The sequence below is a fragment of the Chitinophaga polysaccharea genome (assembly GCF_902150045.1).
Taxonomy (GTDB): domain Bacteria; phylum Bacteroidota; class Bacteroidia; order Chitinophagales; family Chitinophagaceae; genus Chitinophaga; species Chitinophaga polysaccharea_A.
The window spans coordinates 2,719,690-2,736,825 of sequence record NZ_CABFVU010000001.1; the positions used below are offsets into that span (position 1 = coordinate 2,719,690).

Here is a 17,136-nt window from a genome sequence, read left to right on the forward strand (position 1 = left end):
GTCGTGATGAAGGCAAATTATTTAGACGAGCTTAACGAACAACAGCGGGAAGCAGTAACACATATCAACGGCCCTTTGATGATTGTAGCAGGCGCCGGTTCGGGAAAAACCAAGGTGCTTACCACCCGTATTGCACACCTGATGCGGAACGGCGTGGATGCGTTTAATATTTTATCCCTCACTTTTACCAATAAGGCTGCACGGGAAATGAAGGAACGCGTGGAAAAGATCCTCGGCGGCAGCGAAGCCCGGAACCTTTACATAGGTACTTTCCACTCCGTATTTGCCCGCCTCCTGCGTGCAGAAGCACACCGGCTCGGCTATCCCAACGACTTTACCATCTATGATACCGACGATGCCAAAAGCGTTATCAAAACTATCATCAACGAACTGAATCTCGACGATAAACACTATAAACCCAACTTCGTATACAACCGCATCTCGGCTGCCAAAAACAGCCTCATGGGACCGGAAGAATACCAGCTGGACAACCTGGTGCAACAGGAAGATATGCGCGCCAACAGGCCGCTGATCGGCAAAATATATGATATGTACGCCAAACGCACGTTTAAGAACGGCGCTATGGACTTCGATGACCTGCTGTTTAAAATGTATGTGCTCCTCAAAACATTCCCGGAAGTACTGCATAAATACCAGCACAAGTTCAAGTACATCATGATCGATGAGTACCAGGATACCAACCCCGCCCAGTACGAGATCATCAAACTGCTGGGGGCGGTTAATGAAAATATCTGCGTAGTGGGAGATGATGCCCAGAGCATCTATTCCTTCCGCGGCGCCACTATCGAAAATATCCTCCAGTTTGAAAAAGACTACGACGATGTGAAAGTGGTAAAACTGGAACAGAACTACCGCAGTACCAAGTCCATCCTGAATGTAGCCAATGAGGTAATTGCACATAACAAAGGACAGATTGAAAAGAACCTCTGGACAGATAACACCGAAGGCGATACCATTAAACTGGTACGCACCATGACAGACAATGAAGAAGGTAAATTTGTAGCTGATACCATTGCAGAACAAAAACTGCGGAACCACTACGATAACCGCGACTTCGTTATCCTTTACCGTACCAATGCCCAGAGCCGCTCCTTTGAGGAAAGCCTTCGCCGTAAAGCCATTCCGTACCGCATTTTCGGTGGACTGTCGTTTTATCAGCGTAAGGAGATCAAAGATTACGTGGCCTATCTCCGTGTTACCATGAATACCCGCGATGAGGAAAGCCTGAAAAGGATCATTAACTATCCCGTACGCGGCATCGGTAAAACCACCATCGAAAAAACCATTGTGCTCAGCAACGAGCATAATTTTACGATGTGGGAAGTGCTGGAAAGGGCAAGGGAATTCGGGTTTAAAGGCGGTACCCTGGAAGCGATAGAAGCTTTTGTGATCATGATCAAAAGCTTTCAGGCAATGCTCTCCTCGCACAACGCCTATGATGTGGCGGTTGCTGTAGGCAAATCTACCAACATTGTAAAAGAACTGTTTAACGATAAAACTACGGAGGGGCTTGCCCGTTATGAGAACGTGCAGGAGCTCTTAAACTCTATCAAGGAATTTACCGAAACTCCCGATGAAGAAGGGGAGCTGCTCGATAAAAGCATGGGCTCATATCTCCAGCAGATCACCCTCCTCACGGATGCCGACCAGGGTAATGATGAAAACAGCGATGTAGTGAAGCTGATGACCATCCATGCGGCGAAAGGGCTGGAGTTCCCGGTGGTATTCACCGTGGGCCTGGAAGAAACCCTGTTCCCCAGCGGTATGTCTATCAACACCCGGGAAGAGCTGGAAGAAGAAAGACGGCTGTTCTATGTGGCCATTACACGCGCCAAGGCCCGCTTATGGCTTACCTACGCCAACAGCCGTTACCGTTTTGGCAACCTGGTACAAAATGAGCCGAGCCGTTTCCTGGAAGAAATGCCGGAAAAGTTCATTGACCGCAGCTATGCCGGCGGAGGCAGTGTCCGCAACGCTTTTGGCGGGGGAGGCAATATAGGGTGGAGCAATACGAACAATATGTTCGACCGGAAAAAGTCGCCATCACAGCCATCACAGCCGGTAACCCAGAAGCCTGCTGCCAAACCAACGTTTTCTCCGGCTACCACCCATGTGCCCTCAGCCGATTTCGCCCCAGATGATCCGGCCGGCATGGAGCCCGGTATGCAGGTGGAGCATCAGAAATTCGGATTTGGCACCATCGCCGCATTGGAAGGCGCCCCCAATAACAGGATTGCTACTATCAACTTCCCTAAAGGCGGTGGTGAGAAGAAAATTATGCTGAACTACGCCAAGTTGAGAATAGTAAGATAAATAACATGAAAACCGCCATACTAAAGCTCCGGCAGTTTTGTGCGTACCAGGAGAGGAGTCACCAGGAAACAAAGTATAAATGCCTGGAACTGGGCCTGAAAGGAGAAGAAGTGGAGGAAGCCATTGCAGAGCTGATAGCAGATAATTTCCTCAACGAGGAAAGGTTTGCCAAAGCCTATGCCGGCGGTAAGTTCCGTATTAAGCAGTGGGGGCGCAAAAAGATCATGATGGAGCTGAAGCAGAAACAGGTATCTGCTTACTGCATCAAAAAAGGAATGGAGGAAATTGATGAAGATGATTATATCGCCGTACTTCATAAACTGGCAGAGAAGAAGTACCTGTCGCTCAAAGGGGAAACGGCCATGAAACGTAAGTATAAAACCATGCAGCACCTCCTGCAAAAAGGCTTTGAACCGGAGCTTATCAACGATGCGCTTGAACAAATCGCAAAGAACGAGGCTTAAGCGGGCAATAATTTGAAAAGTTTCTAACCCGTCAGGCCGTAATTTTGTGACCACAATAACCAACAATGTCAGATCTGAAAGTAACACTCATACAAAGCCAATTGCACTGGGAAGACAAGGAAGCCAACCTGCGTATGTTTGATGAGAAAATCAACAGCATTAAGGAAAAGACTGAAGTGGTATTTTTACCCGAGATGTTCAGTACAGGCTTTAGCATGGAATCTGAACGCCTGGCTGAAACAATGGATGGAACAGCAGTGCAGTGGATGAGAAAGAAGGCGGCTGAAAAGAATATTATCATCACCGGCAGCCTGATCATTAAAGAAAACGGCGAATACCTGAACCGCCTCATATGGATGCTGCCCAACGGCACCTATGGCACCTACGATAAGCGCCACCTGTTTGGTTATGCAGGCGAGCATGAACATTATACTCCCGGAAATAAACGTCTTATAGCCCAGGTAAAAGGCTGGAAGATCAACCTGAATATCTGTTACGATATGCGCTTCCCCGTATGGGCGCGCAACAGCATCCAGCCGGATACCAACGAAGCGGCCTACGATGTGCTGGTATATGTGGCCAACTGGCCGGAACGGCGCAAAACCGCCTGGACCACCCTGTTACAGGCCCGCGCCATTGAAAACCAGGTATTTGCCATCGGGGTAAACCGGGTAGGCAATGATGGTAACAATATCTATCACAGCGGGGAAACCAGTCTCATTGATCCGATGGGAGAAATCATTTACCGCAAATCACACGACGAAGACATTTTTACGTATACCCTTCAACGTGAGCGGCTGGAGGAAGTAAGGAAAAATATTCCTTTCCTGAAAGATGCCGATGCCTTTACATTTGTTCCAAAGGGATAATTGCACCATTCTGATCAGCAGTAAAATATTGATATGTTATTACAGGCAGTCCATCACATCGCGGTTATTTGTGCGAACTACTCCAGGAGTAAAGCATTTTATACCGATGTGCTGGGCCTGCAGGTAATACGTGAGGTATACCGGGAAGAACGGGACTCCTGGAAACTGGACCTGGCATTGGGCAACCAGTATATTATTGAACTGTTTTCCTTCCCGGACCCGCCGCCGCGGCCCAGCCACCCGGAAGCCTGCGGGCTTCGCCACCTGGCTTTTGCAGTGGCCGATATTGAAGCCGTTGTAGCCCGGTTACAGCAAAAGGGGGTAAATACAGAGCCCCTTCGAACAGATCCCCATACCGGCCAACGGTTTACTTTTTTTGCAGATCCCGACGGTCTGCCGCTTGAGTTATACGAAGTCATTTAACGCCTGTAAAATGTATTGTTATGTCTGTTGCCTACATCAACGCCCGGATATTTACCGGGGAAGAGATATTGGATGATCATGCAGTGATTACACAGGATGGGAAAATTACCAGTATTGTTCCCTCCTCAGATTGGAAAGCCACGGGTAGCGAAACAGACCTGAAAGGCGCCCTGCTGGCTCCTGCTTTTATAGACCTCCAGATTTATGGAGGCAACAGCCAGGTATTTTCCATGTACCCATCGGTTACTTCACTGGCAGCTACCGTGGCTTACAGCAAAGGTGGCGGCGCTGCCTGGATTATGCCCACAGTGGCTACTATCAGCCCGGAAATTATGCTGGAAGCCATGAAGGCGGTAAGAGCCTACTGGGAACAGGGAGGCCAGGGCGTACTGGGTTTACACCTGGAAGGGCCTTTTATCAACCCTAAGAAAAAAGGCGCACACCTTGAACAATATATTCATGCCCCCACACAGGAAGATATTAACTGGATCCTGGAAAATGGCCGCGATGTGGTGAAGATAATGACCCTGGCGCCGGAATGCTGTGATCCGGAACTGGTAAGGCAGTTGGAAGCCGCCGGCATCGTGATATTTGCCGGCCATAGCAACGCTACCTACGCACAGGCCTATACGGCATTTGATGCCGGTATTCACCATGCTACCCATCTCTTTAATGCCATGTCGCCCCTGGAAAGCCGCGCCCCGGGCCTTGTTGGCGCTATCTATGATCACCCGCACGTATCTGTCAGTATAGTAGCAGATGGTGTTCATGTGGACTTCGCCTCCATCAGGATCAGTAAGAAGATCATGAAAGAGCGCCTGTTCCTGATCACAGATGCCGTAGAGGAAAATAAAGAAGGCGGGTATGTATATATTAAAGAGACAGACCGCTATGTGAGTGCCACGGGTGTTTTGTCGGGCTCACGGCTCACTATGACCAAAGCTGTCCGCAATTGTGTGGAGCAGGTGGGTATTCCCCTGGAAGAAGCTTTACGTATGGCATCACTTTATCCGGCCCGTGCAATTGGCCGTGAGCATGTATCCGGGCGTATTGCGGTGGGGTATGACGCTACATTGGTAGCCATCGCCTCTAACTGGGAAACTACAGTATACTGTTAATAGCCCTATCTTCGCAGGATTAATAATACTGTATATCCGCATGAGCGCACTAATCCGCTTTCTGAAAAAAGACCAGTATAGAAACCTGTTCCTGCTCTCCTGGCTGGTGCTGGGCCTCCTGCAGGCCTGCTTCTCCGAGTTGTGGGATGATGAAGCCTATTACTGGGTGTATTCCCGTCATATGGATTGGGGTTACTTTGATCACCCGCCCATGATTGCACTGTTCATTAAAATCGGATACGGGATCTTTCATAATGAACTGGGCGTAAGACTGCTCATTGTAATAGTAAATACGCTCACCCTCTGGATTACAGCCAGGCTGGTTGCTTCAAAGGATAATAAGCTCTTCTACCTGCTGGTAGGATCCATGGGCGCTATGCAGATAGGTGGTATACTGGCAGTGCCGGACTTGCCTCTTATCTTCTTTGCCGCAGTATATTTCTGGGTTTACCGCAATTTCATAAATGAGCAAACCTGGAAAAATACCCTGCTGCTGGGCCTTTCCATGGCATTGATGTTTTATAGCAAATACCACGGCATCCTGCTGGTATTCTTTACACTGTTGTCAAACATAAACCTGTTAAAGGTCTTCAAGTTTTATGTAGCCTGTATACTCACCACTGTGTTGTTCCTGCCGCATATTTACTGGCAGTATGCCCATGGCTTTCCTTCGCTTCAGTATCACCTGGTAGACAGGAACGCATCTTCCTATGATATCAGTTATTCGCTGGATTACCTGGGCGGGCAGTTATTACTATTCGGTCCTCTTCTTGGCTGGCTCATATTGTACTACGCTTTCCGCAGCCCCATCACCAATTCTTTTGAGCGCGCCCTGAAGTTTTGTGTGATAGGCGTACTGTCCTTTTTCCTGCTCAGTACTTTCAAAGGCAGGGTAGAGGCCAACTGGACCGTAATGCTTTTTACACCGGTAGTGATACTGGCGCACCAGGCGATTGTAAGGAAAGGCTGGTCGCACAAATGGTTATTGTATACGTTGCCGGTTACCCTGTTGCTGGTACTGGTAACGCGGGTATACATGGTATGGGATTTTATGCCCGGAGTGGAAATAAGACCTGAAATTCACCATAACAAAGAATGGACATCACAGGTGGCCGCAAGGGCGCAGGGCAAACCTGTGGTATTTGTGAACAGCTACCAGCGGCCATCGAAATATATGTTTTACACCGGGCAGCTTTCTTATAGTCTCAACAGCCGTTATGCCCGCAGAAGCCAGTATAATTTCTGGGATACGGAAACCCAGCTCTGGGGCAGGCCTGTAATGGTAGTATCTGATCCCGGTACAGGGATTCCCATTACAGACAGCCTGAAAACCGTTTATGGAACATGGGATTATTACATTCAATCTGATTATTACTCTTATTCACTGATACAGCTGAAGCCTGCGCTGAAAAGCATCCGGGCAAAACGCGGGGAACACGTGAATGTGATCCTGCAACCCACCAATAATTATCACCAGCCTATCCGGCTGGACAGGACCAATGAACCGGTACTGGGTTATGGATTTATGGCTAAAGATGAAGCGCTGCCACCGGTAAAATCCTCTATGACGCTGGAAAGGGCTGTGCTCCGGCGCCTCATCAACCTGGAAGTAGTGATGCCCGATAAGCCGGGCAAATACCAGCTGAAGTTCTGCGTATTTGCCGGCGACCTCCCGCCAACCCACAACAGCCCCGTGATACCGGTGGTTGTGGAGAAGTAAACGCGGATTTTGTCTTGGAACACTGATTACGCTGATTTTGATGATTTCATTGATATCTTTTTAAGGGTATAAAAATTAAGGGAGATAGAAGCGAATATCCGCTCTTATCTCCCTTAACTATTATTAAAAACAAAAATCAAACAAATCATCAAAATCCGCGTAATCAGTGTTTCAAGACAATCGCCGAAGGCGATTCCCTCGCTGCACTATTGCTGGAAAGCATTCCAGCCTTGCGCTACCAGTTTGAATTTGTTGCCTCCCTTGGTGAGGATATGCGCTCCTTCGGTAATTTCGGTCATGTAACCGATCACGCTGATCTGCTCATTGAGCACAATTTTGTCGTAGTCGGCCTGCTTCATGGTGAACAGCAGTTCGTAGTCTTCCCCGCCACTGAGCGCACAGGCGGTAGGGTCCAGGCCAAATTTCATGGCTATTTCCCTGCTCTCCTGGGCAATGGGGATCTTTTCTTCATACAGTACAACGCCCAGGTTACTTTGCTTGGCTATATGCAGTATTTCAGAGCTAAGGCCATCGCTTACATCCATCATCGCCGAAGGCTTAATGTCTTCCTGTTGCAGGAATTCAATAATATCTTTACGGGCTTCGGGTTTCAGCTGGCGGCCAATGATATAGGTTTGGTTTTCCAGGTCGGGTTTTACGCCCGGGCTTTCCAGGTAGATCTTCTTTTCCCTTTCCAGGAGGGTAAGGCCCAGGTAGGCAGCACCCAGGTCGCCGGTAACGCAGAGCAGGTCGCCCTTTTCGGCAGTAGACCGTTTTACGAACTGGTCGGGTGTTACTTCGCCAATGGCGGTAACACTGATAATAAATCCTTTCTGCGAATTGCTGGTATCGCCACCGATCAGGTCTACCCCGTATTTTTCACAGGCCGCGTACACGCCTTCATAAAATTCGTTCAGCGCTTCCAGGGAGAAGCGGTTGGAGAAGGCTATGCTCACGGTGATTTGAGTGGGCGTGGCATTCATCGCGTAGATGTCTGACAGGTTTACTACCACCGATTTATAACCCAGGTGTTTCAGCGGGGTATACATCAGGTCAAAGTGGATGCCCTCTACCAGCATATCTGTGCTGATCACGGTTTGTTTACCGAAGTGGTCAATAACCGCGGCATCATCGCCTACGCCCAATACGGTGCTGGCGTTTTGTATTTCTATATTCCTGGTGAGGTAGTCGATTAATCCGAATTCTCCCAGGTCCTGTATTTCTGTTCTTTCCTGTTCCATCTTCACAAACTTATTTACCGTTAACAAGATCTAGTAATGCGCTATGGATATGACCGTTGGTGGCCAGTATCTTCTTTTGGTAGGGTGAGAACCGGTTGCCTGAAAAGTCGGTTACTTTTCCACCTGCTTCTTCCACGATGAGATAACCGGCAGCAGAATCCCATGCCTGTAGATGATGTTCATAAAAACCATCAAAGCGGCCGCAGGCCACCCAGCAAAGGTCTATGGCTGCTGAGCCCAGCCGGCGAAGGGGAATACCTTCTTTAATTATACGTTCAAATACCTCCAACGGATTATTGGGCATGTCCTGCCATTGGTAAGGAAAACCTGTTACCAGGCAGGATTTCGACACATCTGCTTTGGTGGAAACATGGATCGGCTTGCCGTTCAGGGTTGCGCCCTGGCCTTTTTCTGCTACGAACAATTCATTCATAAAGGGATTGTAAACCGCTCCCAGCACCACTTCCCCGTCTTTTTCCACGCCTATGGATACACAACAGATGGGAATGCCATTGGCATAGTTAACAGTACCATCTATGGGATCAATGATCCATTTTACGGAAGAATCTGTTTTTATTTCACCTACTTCCTCACTCAGTATAAAATGATCCGGATAAGTTTCCCTGATAATGTTGATGATAGCGGTTTCAGATTTTTTATCCACTTCCGTTACCAGGTCATTGACCGTACTTTTACTGCTCACCTCGAAAGGACCGTTGAAATATTGTTGCAGTATTTTTCCGCTGGCTTCAGTAGCTTTGAGTAAAGTTGTTTTTAACATGCCGCAAAGGTAATACGAATTACGAATTATGAATTGCGAATTATAACGTACATATTTTTTACATTTTGTATATATAGATGACTTAATGTTACCACATAATCTGTAATTCCGAATTATCAGTCAACTTATATTCAAGATTCCACTTATTTTTGTAGTTCAATTAAAGAGAGGGAAAGTTAATGGCCATTATAGGTAATCTTATTTCCAGGTCGCTACGCATCAGGAAGAAGTTCACATTTAAATTAGGAACGCCTCGCCAATACCAGCTGCAGGTGCTGCATCGTTTGCTGGAGAAGGCCAAGGATACGGAGTTTGGTCGCCATTACCAATTTCAGGAAGTATTGGACAGTGCTAATTTTATAGCGCATTACCGGGAAAAAGTACCTGTGCATAACTATACCAAAATGCATGCGGAGTGGTGGTACCGCTGCCTGGAAGGCGAAGCGAACGTAAGCTGGCCGGAGAAGATCAAGTATTTTGCACTCAGCTCCGGTACTTCAGAATCAGCCAGCAAACATATACCCGTTACCAAAGCCATGCTCAGAACAGTGAAGAAAGTAGGGGTGAAGCAGCTGTATTCAATGGCCAACTTTAATATCCCGCCACGCTCTTTTGAAAAAGGCATCCTCATGCTGGGCGGCACTACTTCTTTATTTGAGAAAGGCGATTACTATGAAGGCGATATGAGCGGCATCCAGGCCAAAAATATCCCGAAATGGTTCCGCCGGTTTTACAAGCCTGGTGGCAAAATTTCCCGTAAACCGAACTGGGAGCAGCGTATCAAGCTAATTGTGCGCAAGGCTAAAGACTGGGATGTGGGCACCGTTTGTGGCGTGCCAGCATGGGTACAGATCGTACTGGAAGAAATCATCAAATATCACGGTGTTAAAAATATCCATGAAATATGGCCTAACCTGGCGGTATACATTCATGGGGGCGTATCTTTTGAGCCTTACCGCGACAGCTTCCAGAAGCTGCTCGGAAAGCCCATTGCGTTTATAGAAACCTATATGGCTTCTGAAGGGTCTTTTGGTTTCCAGGCAAGGCCGGGTACCAAAGGCATTAAGCTGGTGCTGAATGCAGGTATCTTCTATGAGTTCATTCCTTTCAATGAAGAAAACTTCGACGCAGAAGGGGAAGTAAAGCCCAATCCGAAATCTTACATGATCCACGAGGTGGTGGAAGATGTGGAATATGCCGTGATGCTGTCTACCTGCGCAGGTGCATGGCGCTACCTGATTGGCGATGTAGTGAAATTCACTTCCGTAAAGGAGCATGAAATAGTGATTGTTGGCCGTACCAAACAGTTCCTCAGCCTTTGCGGGGAGCATATGAGTATCGACAACATGAACAAAGCCATTGATAACGTTCAGAAAAAAATGGGAATCACCATCCGTGAGTTTACCGTAGCCGGTTTCCCTTATCAGAACCTGTTTGCGCACCGTTGGTATGTAGGTACGGATACACCGGGTGTAGATGCAGAAAAAGTACGCGAAATCATCGATCAAACCCTTGCAGAGGTAAATGATGATTATGCCGTAGAACGTTCTGCGGCCCTGAAGGAAGTATTTGTGGAGATATTACCCAATGATGCGTTTATAGATTACCTCCGTTGCAAAGGCAAGGAAGGCGCTATGAATAAGTTTCCCCGTGTAATGAAAGGTGAAAAACTGAAAGACTGGGAGAAATTTCTTGCAGGAAAAACCGTTAAGAGTTAAGTTGCACCTGTGACACGGAAATTATACGCATGATAGCATCAATTGTAGCGGGACTGGGGCTTGGATTATTTCTTTCTTTATCGGTAGGCCCGGTAATATTCGCGATTATTAAATACAGTATCAATAACGGCTTTAAGGCAGGGATCAGTTTCGCACTGGGCGTGTCTTTCAGCGATATCATATTTGTGCTCACAGGTAACCTGGCTACATCTTTTATCAGCGGCCTGGAAGAATACAAAAGATCCATAGGTATTGTAGGTGGCTTTTTACTGATAGGGATGGGCGTTTACGGACTGTTGTTTAAAAAAGTAAAGATCAGTACCGGGGATGAAAAACCGGAAATGTTCCGCACCCACGACTATCTCAAAATATGGCTAGCCGGTTTTTTGATGAATACACTGAACCCGGGCGTTATCATTTTCTGGCTGGGGGTTTGTGTGGCCAACAGCGCTATCACGGCCGGTCACCGGATCATTATGTACGCGGTTTGCCTAAGCCTGGTATTGTCTGCAGATATCCTGAAAGTGTTTGTATCTGATAAGATCCGTCATAAACTGACGCTTACCAATGTAGAATGGCTGAATCGTATTGCAGGGGCAAGTATGATCATTTTCGGGGTGGTGTTACTGTATAAAGTATTATTTGATGTAGGCGCAATGGGCCACTAAGATATTGGTTATAAAAGAAAAAGCCTTCCGTATATCACGGGAGGCTTTTTCTTTTATTGGAGGTGTTTATTATCCTTTGATGGTCCAGGTTTCGCTACCTGCCAGTAATTTATCCAGGTCGCCGGGGCCTTTTTTAGCCAGCGCTTCTGTTAACTGGTAGCCCATGATATCTTCATAGGTAGGACGGAAAGCCTCGTAGAAGATACCGAACGGACGGGGTAAATGTCCTTCAATACGCACATCATCAAACATACGGGTGAGCAGTTGCGCTTTATAGAAATCATTTTCATCATGGATCCACAGGTCGCTTTCTGAATACCCGTTGCCCAGTTCCACTACTACCGGCTTTAAGCCATCGAGACGCACCCCTTTGTTTTTGTTGGCGCCAAATACCAGCGGCTTGCCTTGTTCCACAAAAATGGTTTCATCGGCTTTGCTGCTTTTTTCTGTGAAGGCTTCAAAAGCGCCATCATTGAAGATGTTGCAGTTCTGGTATATTTCCAGGAAAGACGCGCCTTTATGCGCATGACTGCGTTTCAGCATTTCCTGCAGGTGCTTCGGATCACGGTCCATACTGCGGGCAATAAAAGTAGCATCCGCACCCAGGGCCAGGGCCATTGGGTTAAAAGGATGGTCGATACTGCCCATTGGAGTGGATTTGGTCACCTTATTTTCTTCTGAAGTAGGAGAGTACTGTCCTTTGGTTAAACCGTAGATCTGGTTATTGAACAACATGATGTTCACGTCAAAATTACGGCGCAACAGGTGAATGGTATGGTTACCGCCAATGGATAAGCCATCCCCGTCGCCGGTTACAATCCATACGCTCAGCTCAGGGCGCGCCGCTTTCAAACCGGAAGCGATCGCCGTGGCACGGCCGTGGATAGAGTGCATCCCATAAGTGTTCATATAGTAAGGGAAGCGTGAAGAACAACCGATACCGGAAACGATCACAATGTTTTCGCGGGGCACTCCCAGCGAAGGCATAATAGTTTGTACCTGCTTAAGTATAGAGTAGTCGCCGCAGCCAGGGCACCAACGTACTTCCTGGTCCGTTACAAAATCTTTTGACGTAAGTGGCGCCTGCGGGGCTATAGTTGCTGTTGACATTAGTATGAGTTAAAATAAAATATTATAGAGTCCGTAAAGTTACGATAGATAGCTGTAATTATCAGCTCACTGTGCCTGTAATTCTTCCCAGAATTCTGCCGCCCGGCGGGTATGAGGGATCACGATGGTGCCACCTACAATGTTGGCCACCGCGAATATTTCATACATTTCTTCAGTGGTAACGCCCTGTTCATATGATTTTTCAAGATGATACTTGATACAATCATCGCAACGCAGCACCATAGATGCCACCAGCCCCAGCATTTCCTTGGTTTTGGTGCTCAGCGCTCCCTCTGCATAAGCATTGGTATCCAGGTTGAAAAGCCTGTTAATCACTTTATTCTGTTTGCCCAGTATTACCTCGTTCATCCTGGCACGGTAGTCGTTAAACTCCTGGATCGCATTGCCCATATAACTGCTGTTTATGATGTTAGTTTATCGTTTCACCCAATAAAGCTATGAAAGGATTTACAAATATAGATTAATCTACTGGTTAAGTAGACTATCTGCCCTATAACCTATATTTATGGATCATAACCAAAAGTTATCCGAGGTTAAAACGGGATTTAAATTAGTCTATTGATATGATAGACTTTTGTATATTGAGCACATAAACCCTCTTTTTCAACAAGATCTGCAATCTGACAATGACAACAACCAACTTCTCCCTGCTGCTGGCACTGGTACTATGCGCAGGCGGGCCCCTGCGGGCGCAGGAAAAAAAGCTTACCGGGTACGATGCTAATGCTGCCACCCGCCAGCTGGAACTGGAAAGCCGCTTCGATAAACAGTTAAGCAGCAGCCATATAGGCGAAACCATTAAAGCATTATCCTCCCAACCTCACCACATCGGCTCTGCACGGGGTAAAGCCGTAGCGGAAGACATCCGGCAGCGCTTCAAAAGCTATGGATGGGATGCTGAAATAGTGACTTACCAGGTGCTTTTCCCCACTCCAAAGGAACGTGTGTTGGAGCTTAAAGGGCCCACTGCCTATACCGCGCTGCTGAAAGAGCCCGCCCTTAAGGAAGATGCCACTTCCGGGCAGGAAGGCCAGCTGCCTACCTATAATGCCTGGAGCGCCGATGGGGATGTGGAAGGGGAACTGGTATACGTGAATTATGGCCTCCCGGAAGATTATGAGTACCTCGACCGTGCAGGTATCAGCGTAAAAGGAAAAATAGTAATTGCCAAATACGGCCGCTCCTGGCGGGGGAGCAAGCCCAAGGTAGCACAGGAGCATGGCGCCGCCGGCTGTATTATCTACTCCGACCCCAAAGACGATGGTTATTATGCCGGCGATGTGTATCCCAAGGGTGCTTTTAAAAATGAGTATGGGGTGCAGCGTGGCTCCGTAATGGATATCGTGATCTATCCCGGCGACCCGCTCACGCCCAACACAGGCGCCACTGCCAATGCACAGCGGCTCGATCGCCTGCAGGCGCCCAACCTGCTGAAAATACCGGTGTTGCCCATCAGCTACCATGATGCCGCTCCCTTGCTCGAATCTCTGGAAGGGCCTGTGGCACCGGACGAATGGAAAGGCGCATTGCCATTTACCTATCATATTGGCAGCGGCAAGACCAGGGTGCATCTGAAATTATCGTTCGACTGGCAAATACGCCCCTGCTATAATGTAATTGCCAGGCTGAAAGGCAGTGAACAACCCGACCAATGGATTATCCGTGGTAATCATCACGACGCCTGGGTAAACGGTGCAGCCGATCCCATCAGCGGACTGGCAGCTCTCCTGGAAGAAGCCAAAGCCATTGGAGCATTGCATAAACAGGGATACCGGCCCAAACGTACATTGGTTTACTGCGCCTGGGATGGAGAAGAACCGGGCCTGCTGGGCTCTACGGAATGGGTGGAAGACCATGCCGCAGAACTGAAGGAAAAAGCAGTGGTATACATCAACTCCGATAACAATGGCCGTGGCTTCCTGAACGCCAGCGGCTCCCATGCACTGGAAACACTGGTGAACGAAGTGGCCCGCGATATTACAGACCCGCAAACCGGGGTGAGTATCCTGGCCCGCAGGCAGGCAGCAGAAGTGCTGAAAGCGGCTACGCCAAAACTGAAAAAGGAAAAGCTGGCCAAACAAGGTATCGCCATTGGCGCCATGGGCTCGGGGTCCGACTATTCCTCCTTCCTGCAGCACCTGGGAGTGCCTTCCCTTGATTTAGGTTTTGGGGGGGAAGATGCAGGCGGAGAGTATCACTCCATCTACGATTCTTACGACGATTACACCCGGTTCAAAGATCCGGGCTTTAACTACGGGGTGGCGCTTTCCCAAACCGCCGGTCATACCGTTCTGCGTTTAGCCAATACCGTTACCCTTCCATTCGACTACCGCAAATTGTATGAAACGGTAAACGGGTATGTGAATGAGCTAACAGAGCTCACCGGCAGCCTGCGGGAATCTACAGCTGTAGAAAACCAGTTGATCCGCGACCGTAAGTACCAGCTGGCAACAGATACGGCCAAACACCTGCTGCCGCCGCTTCCCAAATCAGAAGTGCCATACCTGGATTTTTCTCCTTTGCAGAATGCCCTCATTGGGTTAGACACGGTCACCTCATCGCTGGCGGCCAGGAAAAACCTCTCTGCTGCCGCCAACAAAAACCTTTACCAGGGAGAGCAACAGCTGTTGAACGATGCCGGCCTGCCTGCACGCAACTGGTATAAGCATACCCTGTATGCTCCCGGATTTTATACCGGCTACGGCGTTAAAACCATTCCGGGCGTAAGGGAAGCCATTGAGCAGCGCCGCTGGAAGGAAGCACAGGAGCAGATCGGCGTGGTAGCGGCGGCTGTTAACCGCCTGGCAGTGTATTTAGCGGGTATCCGTTAACGCTGCGCGGCCACCTCCCGGAGATAGTCCTTCACGCCTTCCACGATGGCGGTTACAATTTCGCGTTGGAAGGCGGGATCCAGTACTTTTTCTTCGTCGCCGGGATTGCTGAGAAAAAGGGTTTCCACTAAGGCATCCGGGAATTCGGTAGGGTTGTTAAGAATAAAATTGAAATCCGGACTATTCCCGAAGTCGTAAAGACCGGTTTGCAGCAAGCGCTCATGGATAGCGGCATTGAGCGGTTCACAGAAAGGTTGTTTATAGTAAGTGGCGGTGCCATATACATCAACAGGATTGCCGGAAGCATTGAGGTGAATGCTCAGCAGCAGGTCAGGATTAGTTCTGCGGAAGAAGGAGAGCCTGTCTTCATTGGCAACAAACTTTTCTGTTGTGCGCGACATGATCACGGTAGCCCCTTCTTTTTCAAGTAATGTTTTCAGTTGCAGGGAAAGTACCAGTGTCATGTTTTTTTCAACGGCGCCGGTGAGGCCTGTGGCGCCGGGATTACTGCCACCATGGCCGGGATCGAGACCTATTACCAGGTTCTTCAGCGACAGGTTTTGGGGTACGCGTTTAACCTTCACCGTGATACGGTTATTGTCATAATACACCTGGTAGCCCCACGGTGCGTGTTGCAGTGAAATCACCATACGGCATACATCCGGCGATGGCTGCCCCCAGGCTACAGATGTAATTTCTTTGGTGTTCTGGAGCAGGGTGCTGAGTCCTTTTTCTGCATAAGCGCCATGAATATCGATGATAATTTTTCTGGAAGAAACCAGTTGCGTGGAGGTATAAGGCAGTTTATCCGACAACGCTACAGATACATAGTCATATTTTTCATCTCCCCATATTTTGGCATCGTCTGCAATGCTTATGGGGAGCTCTTCCTGGGGGATGTCGGTATCTACCAGCGGTTCAGGAATAAAGGCAGTGGTGCGGGAGGAGAGCCTTACTTTGTAATAGTCGCCCTGTCTTCCTACAATATGTAAAAGCACATCTTTATCAAGGTAGCCGATTTTATCCGGCCCCAGCCGGTCGCCATGCGGGCTTGCAGTGAGGTAGGTCATATTATCGATAGTACGGCCGGTGAACGGTATTTCATTGTGCATTACGCTGTAGCGGTAAGGGCTGCCCAGGATAGCCGTTTCCCCGCTTTGTTTGCGCAGCCGCACCATAATTTTTCCATTCAGGAGCGAATCGCGTGGCTGTATCACATACATCCCGCTGTAATAGCCGGGTACGCCGCCTGTTTGTGAAACGGGCATTTCCCTGAGCGGTACATCATTGAACCAGCTGGCGCTTTGACCAGGATAGCCTTTCATCTTTATCCGCAATGTATCGCCTTCGGATAGCTGAAGGTTCCCCGATGGGGATATCTCCATATAATCTATACGGAAAATACTGGTAGCCGAAGGGGCGGGTGGCTGGTTGTAGTAATAAGTGATATTTTTCGTATATGTTTCCCCGTTAGGGGCAGTGGCAGTAACGGAATAGGTATTTCTACCGGTAGACAGTTCATATTTTACAGCAAAGGTGCCGGTACTGTATACATGTACGGTATCGTTATTAATCCTTACTGTACAGCCAACACAGGTACGGCCTGCAATAAATTGCCTGGAAGTACTCACATTATTTTGTTCCCTTGAAGGTTGACTGATACGCAGTGTTGCCTGGCTGCTTGCAAAAAGGGGGATACAAATGGCAACAAAAAATGTAGAAAACAACTTAGCTGATAGCGTCATACCCTGTCATCAATATCTTTGAAAGATGGTAAAGATAAGCAGGTGAAGGGAATAGGAAAAAAGCATTTAGAAAAAATGCAGCGAAATAAAATA

At 48.2% G+C, this 17,136-nt stretch carries 14 protein-coding genes; 9 read left to right on the plus strand and 5 right to left on the minus strand.

What is annotated here, in order from left to right; genetic code table 11:
- Window positions 1–6 precede the first annotated feature (6 nt).
- From FN124_RS11155 to FN124_RS11180, 6 genes are all read left to right on the plus strand, one after another.
- Window positions 7–2,334, plus strand: a complete 2,328-nt coding sequence (locus tag FN124_RS11155; protein ID WP_142684796.1) for an ATP-dependent helicase — start codon at window positions 7–9, stop codon at window positions 2,332–2,334.
- A gap of 5 nt (window positions 2,335–2,339) precedes the next feature.
- A complete protein-coding gene (locus tag FN124_RS11160; protein ID WP_142684797.1) occupies window positions 2,340–2,798 on the plus strand; it encodes a regulatory protein RecX in 459 nt (152 codons plus the stop codon).
- A 65-nt stretch (window positions 2,799–2,863) separates the two neighbouring features.
- Window positions 2,864–3,667, plus strand: coding sequence for an amidohydrolase (locus FN124_RS11165; RefSeq protein WP_142684798.1), 804 nt, complete (start codon window positions 2,864–2,866; stop codon window positions 3,665–3,667).
- Between the two features lie 33 nt (window positions 3,668–3,700).
- Window positions 3,701–4,090 carry an SMU1112c/YaeR family gloxylase I-like metalloprotein gene (gene gloA2 / locus FN124_RS11170; RefSeq protein WP_185937163.1) on the plus strand — a complete coding sequence of 130 codons (390 nt, stop codon included), beginning with the start codon at window positions 3,701–3,703 and terminating at the stop codon, window positions 4,088–4,090.
- Between the two features lie 20 nt (window positions 4,091–4,110).
- Window positions 4,111–5,208, plus strand: coding sequence for an N-acetylglucosamine-6-phosphate deacetylase (gene nagA, locus FN124_RS11175; protein WP_142684800.1), 1,098 nt, complete (start codon window positions 4,111–4,113; stop codon window positions 5,206–5,208).
- Window positions 5,209–5,248: 40 nt separating this feature from the next.
- Window positions 5,249–6,928 carry an ArnT family glycosyltransferase gene (locus tag FN124_RS11180; RefSeq protein WP_142684801.1) on the plus strand — a complete coding sequence of 560 codons (1,680 nt, stop codon included), beginning with the start codon at window positions 5,249–5,251 and terminating at the stop codon, window positions 6,926–6,928.
- 206 nt (window positions 6,929–7,134) lie between these two features.
- On the opposite strand, the gene thiL is transcribed toward FN124_RS11180, so the two are convergent.
- Together thiL and FN124_RS11190 are read right to left on the minus strand one after the other, a co-directional pair.
- Window positions 7,135–8,169 (minus strand): thiamine-phosphate kinase, encoded by a 1,035-nt coding sequence (gene thiL / locus FN124_RS11185; RefSeq protein ID WP_142684802.1) that lies wholly within the window; start codon window positions 8,167–8,169, stop codon window positions 7,135–7,137.
- Between the two features lie 10 nt (window positions 8,170–8,179).
- Window positions 8,180–8,950: an inositol monophosphatase family protein gene (locus FN124_RS11190; protein WP_142684803.1), complete on the minus strand. Its 771-nt coding sequence runs from the start codon at window positions 8,948–8,950 to the stop codon at window positions 8,180–8,182.
- A gap of 179 nt (window positions 8,951–9,129) precedes the next feature.
- On the opposite strand from FN124_RS11190, the gene FN124_RS11195 reads away from it, so the two are divergent.
- Together FN124_RS11195 and FN124_RS11200 are read left to right on the plus strand one after the other, a co-directional pair.
- Window positions 9,130–10,668 carry a GH3 family acyl-acid amido synthetase gene (locus tag FN124_RS11195; protein WP_142684804.1) on the plus strand — a complete coding sequence of 513 codons (1,539 nt, stop codon included), beginning with the start codon at window positions 9,130–9,132 and terminating at the stop codon, window positions 10,666–10,668.
- A gap of 29 nt (window positions 10,669–10,697) precedes the next feature.
- Complete coding sequence (locus FN124_RS11200) at window positions 10,698–11,336, plus strand: LysE family translocator (RefSeq protein WP_142684805.1); 639 nt, start codon at window positions 10,698–10,700, stop codon at window positions 11,334–11,336.
- A 69-nt stretch (window positions 11,337–11,405) separates the two neighbouring features.
- Here the strand turns inward: FN124_RS11200 and FN124_RS11205 are convergent, their stop codons facing one another.
- Entirely contained in the window at window positions 11,406–12,446 is a 1,041-nt protein-coding gene (locus FN124_RS11205; RefSeq protein ID WP_142684806.1) for a 2-oxoacid:ferredoxin oxidoreductase subunit beta, read from the minus strand.
- Between the two features lie 66 nt (window positions 12,447–12,512).
- On the minus strand, window positions 12,513–12,857 hold the full coding sequence (locus tag FN124_RS11210; RefSeq protein ID WP_142684807.1) for a carboxymuconolactone decarboxylase family protein: 345 nt from the start codon (window positions 12,855–12,857) through the stop codon (window positions 12,513–12,515).
- A gap of 236 nt (window positions 12,858–13,093) precedes the next feature.
- Between FN124_RS11210 and FN124_RS11215 the strand changes: the two genes are divergently transcribed.
- Complete coding sequence (locus FN124_RS11215) at window positions 13,094–15,298, plus strand: M28 family metallopeptidase (protein ID WP_142684808.1); 2,205 nt, start codon at window positions 13,094–13,096, stop codon at window positions 15,296–15,298.
- Here the strand turns inward: FN124_RS11215 and FN124_RS11220 are convergent.
- Window positions 15,295–17,043 carry an N-acetylmuramoyl-L-alanine amidase gene (locus tag FN124_RS11220; protein ID WP_142684809.1) on the minus strand — a complete coding sequence of 583 codons (1,749 nt, stop codon included), beginning with the start codon at window positions 17,041–17,043 and terminating at the stop codon, window positions 15,295–15,297. The two genes, FN124_RS11215 and FN124_RS11220, sit on opposite strands and share 4 nt — an antisense overlap.
- Window positions 17,044–17,136 lie beyond the last annotated feature (93 nt).

What these genes read in the sequence shown, in the direction of transcription:
- FN124_RS11155 (WP_142684796.1), top strand. Translation starts at nt 7, where the DNA reads ATGAAGGCAAATTATTTAGACGAGCTTAACGAACAACAGCGGGAAGCA.
- FN124_RS11160 (WP_142684797.1), top strand. Translation starts at nt 2,340, where the DNA reads ATGAAAACCGCCATACTAAAGCTCCGGCAGTTTTGTGCGTACCAGGAG.
- FN124_RS11165 (WP_142684798.1), top strand. Translation starts at nt 2,864, where the DNA reads ATGTCAGATCTGAAAGTAACACTCATACAAAGCCAATTGCACTGGGAA.
- gloA2 (WP_185937163.1), top strand. Translation starts at nt 3,701, where the DNA reads ATGTTATTACAGGCAGTCCATCACATCGCGGTTATTTGTGCGAACTAC.
- nagA (WP_142684800.1), top strand. Translation starts at nt 4,111, where the DNA reads ATGTCTGTTGCCTACATCAACGCCCGGATATTTACCGGGGAAGAGATA.
- FN124_RS11180 (WP_142684801.1), top strand. Translation starts at nt 5,249, where the DNA reads ATGAGCGCACTAATCCGCTTTCTGAAAAAAGACCAGTATAGAAACCTG.
- thiL (WP_142684802.1), bottom strand. Translation starts at nt 8,169, where the DNA reads ATGGAACAGGAAAGAACAGAAATACAGGACCTGGGAGAATTCGGATTA.
- FN124_RS11190 (WP_142684803.1), bottom strand. Translation starts at nt 8,950, where the DNA reads ATGTTAAAAACAACTTTACTCAAAGCTACTGAAGCCAGCGGAAAAATA.
- FN124_RS11195 (WP_142684804.1), top strand. Translation starts at nt 9,130, where the DNA reads ATGGCCATTATAGGTAATCTTATTTCCAGGTCGCTACGCATCAGGAAG.
- FN124_RS11200 (WP_142684805.1), top strand. Translation starts at nt 10,698, where the DNA reads ATGATAGCATCAATTGTAGCGGGACTGGGGCTTGGATTATTTCTTTCT.
- FN124_RS11205 (WP_142684806.1), bottom strand. Translation starts at nt 12,446, where the DNA reads ATGTCAACAGCAACTATAGCCCCGCAGGCGCCACTTACGTCAAAAGAT.
- FN124_RS11210 (WP_142684807.1), bottom strand. Translation starts at nt 12,857, where the DNA reads ATGGGCAATGCGATCCAGGAGTTTAACGACTACCGTGCCAGGATGAAC.
- FN124_RS11215 (WP_142684808.1), top strand. Translation starts at nt 13,094, where the DNA reads ATGACAACAACCAACTTCTCCCTGCTGCTGGCACTGGTACTATGCGCA.
- FN124_RS11220 (WP_142684809.1), bottom strand. Translation starts at nt 17,043, where the DNA reads ATGACGCTATCAGCTAAGTTGTTTTCTACATTTTTTGTTGCCATTTGT.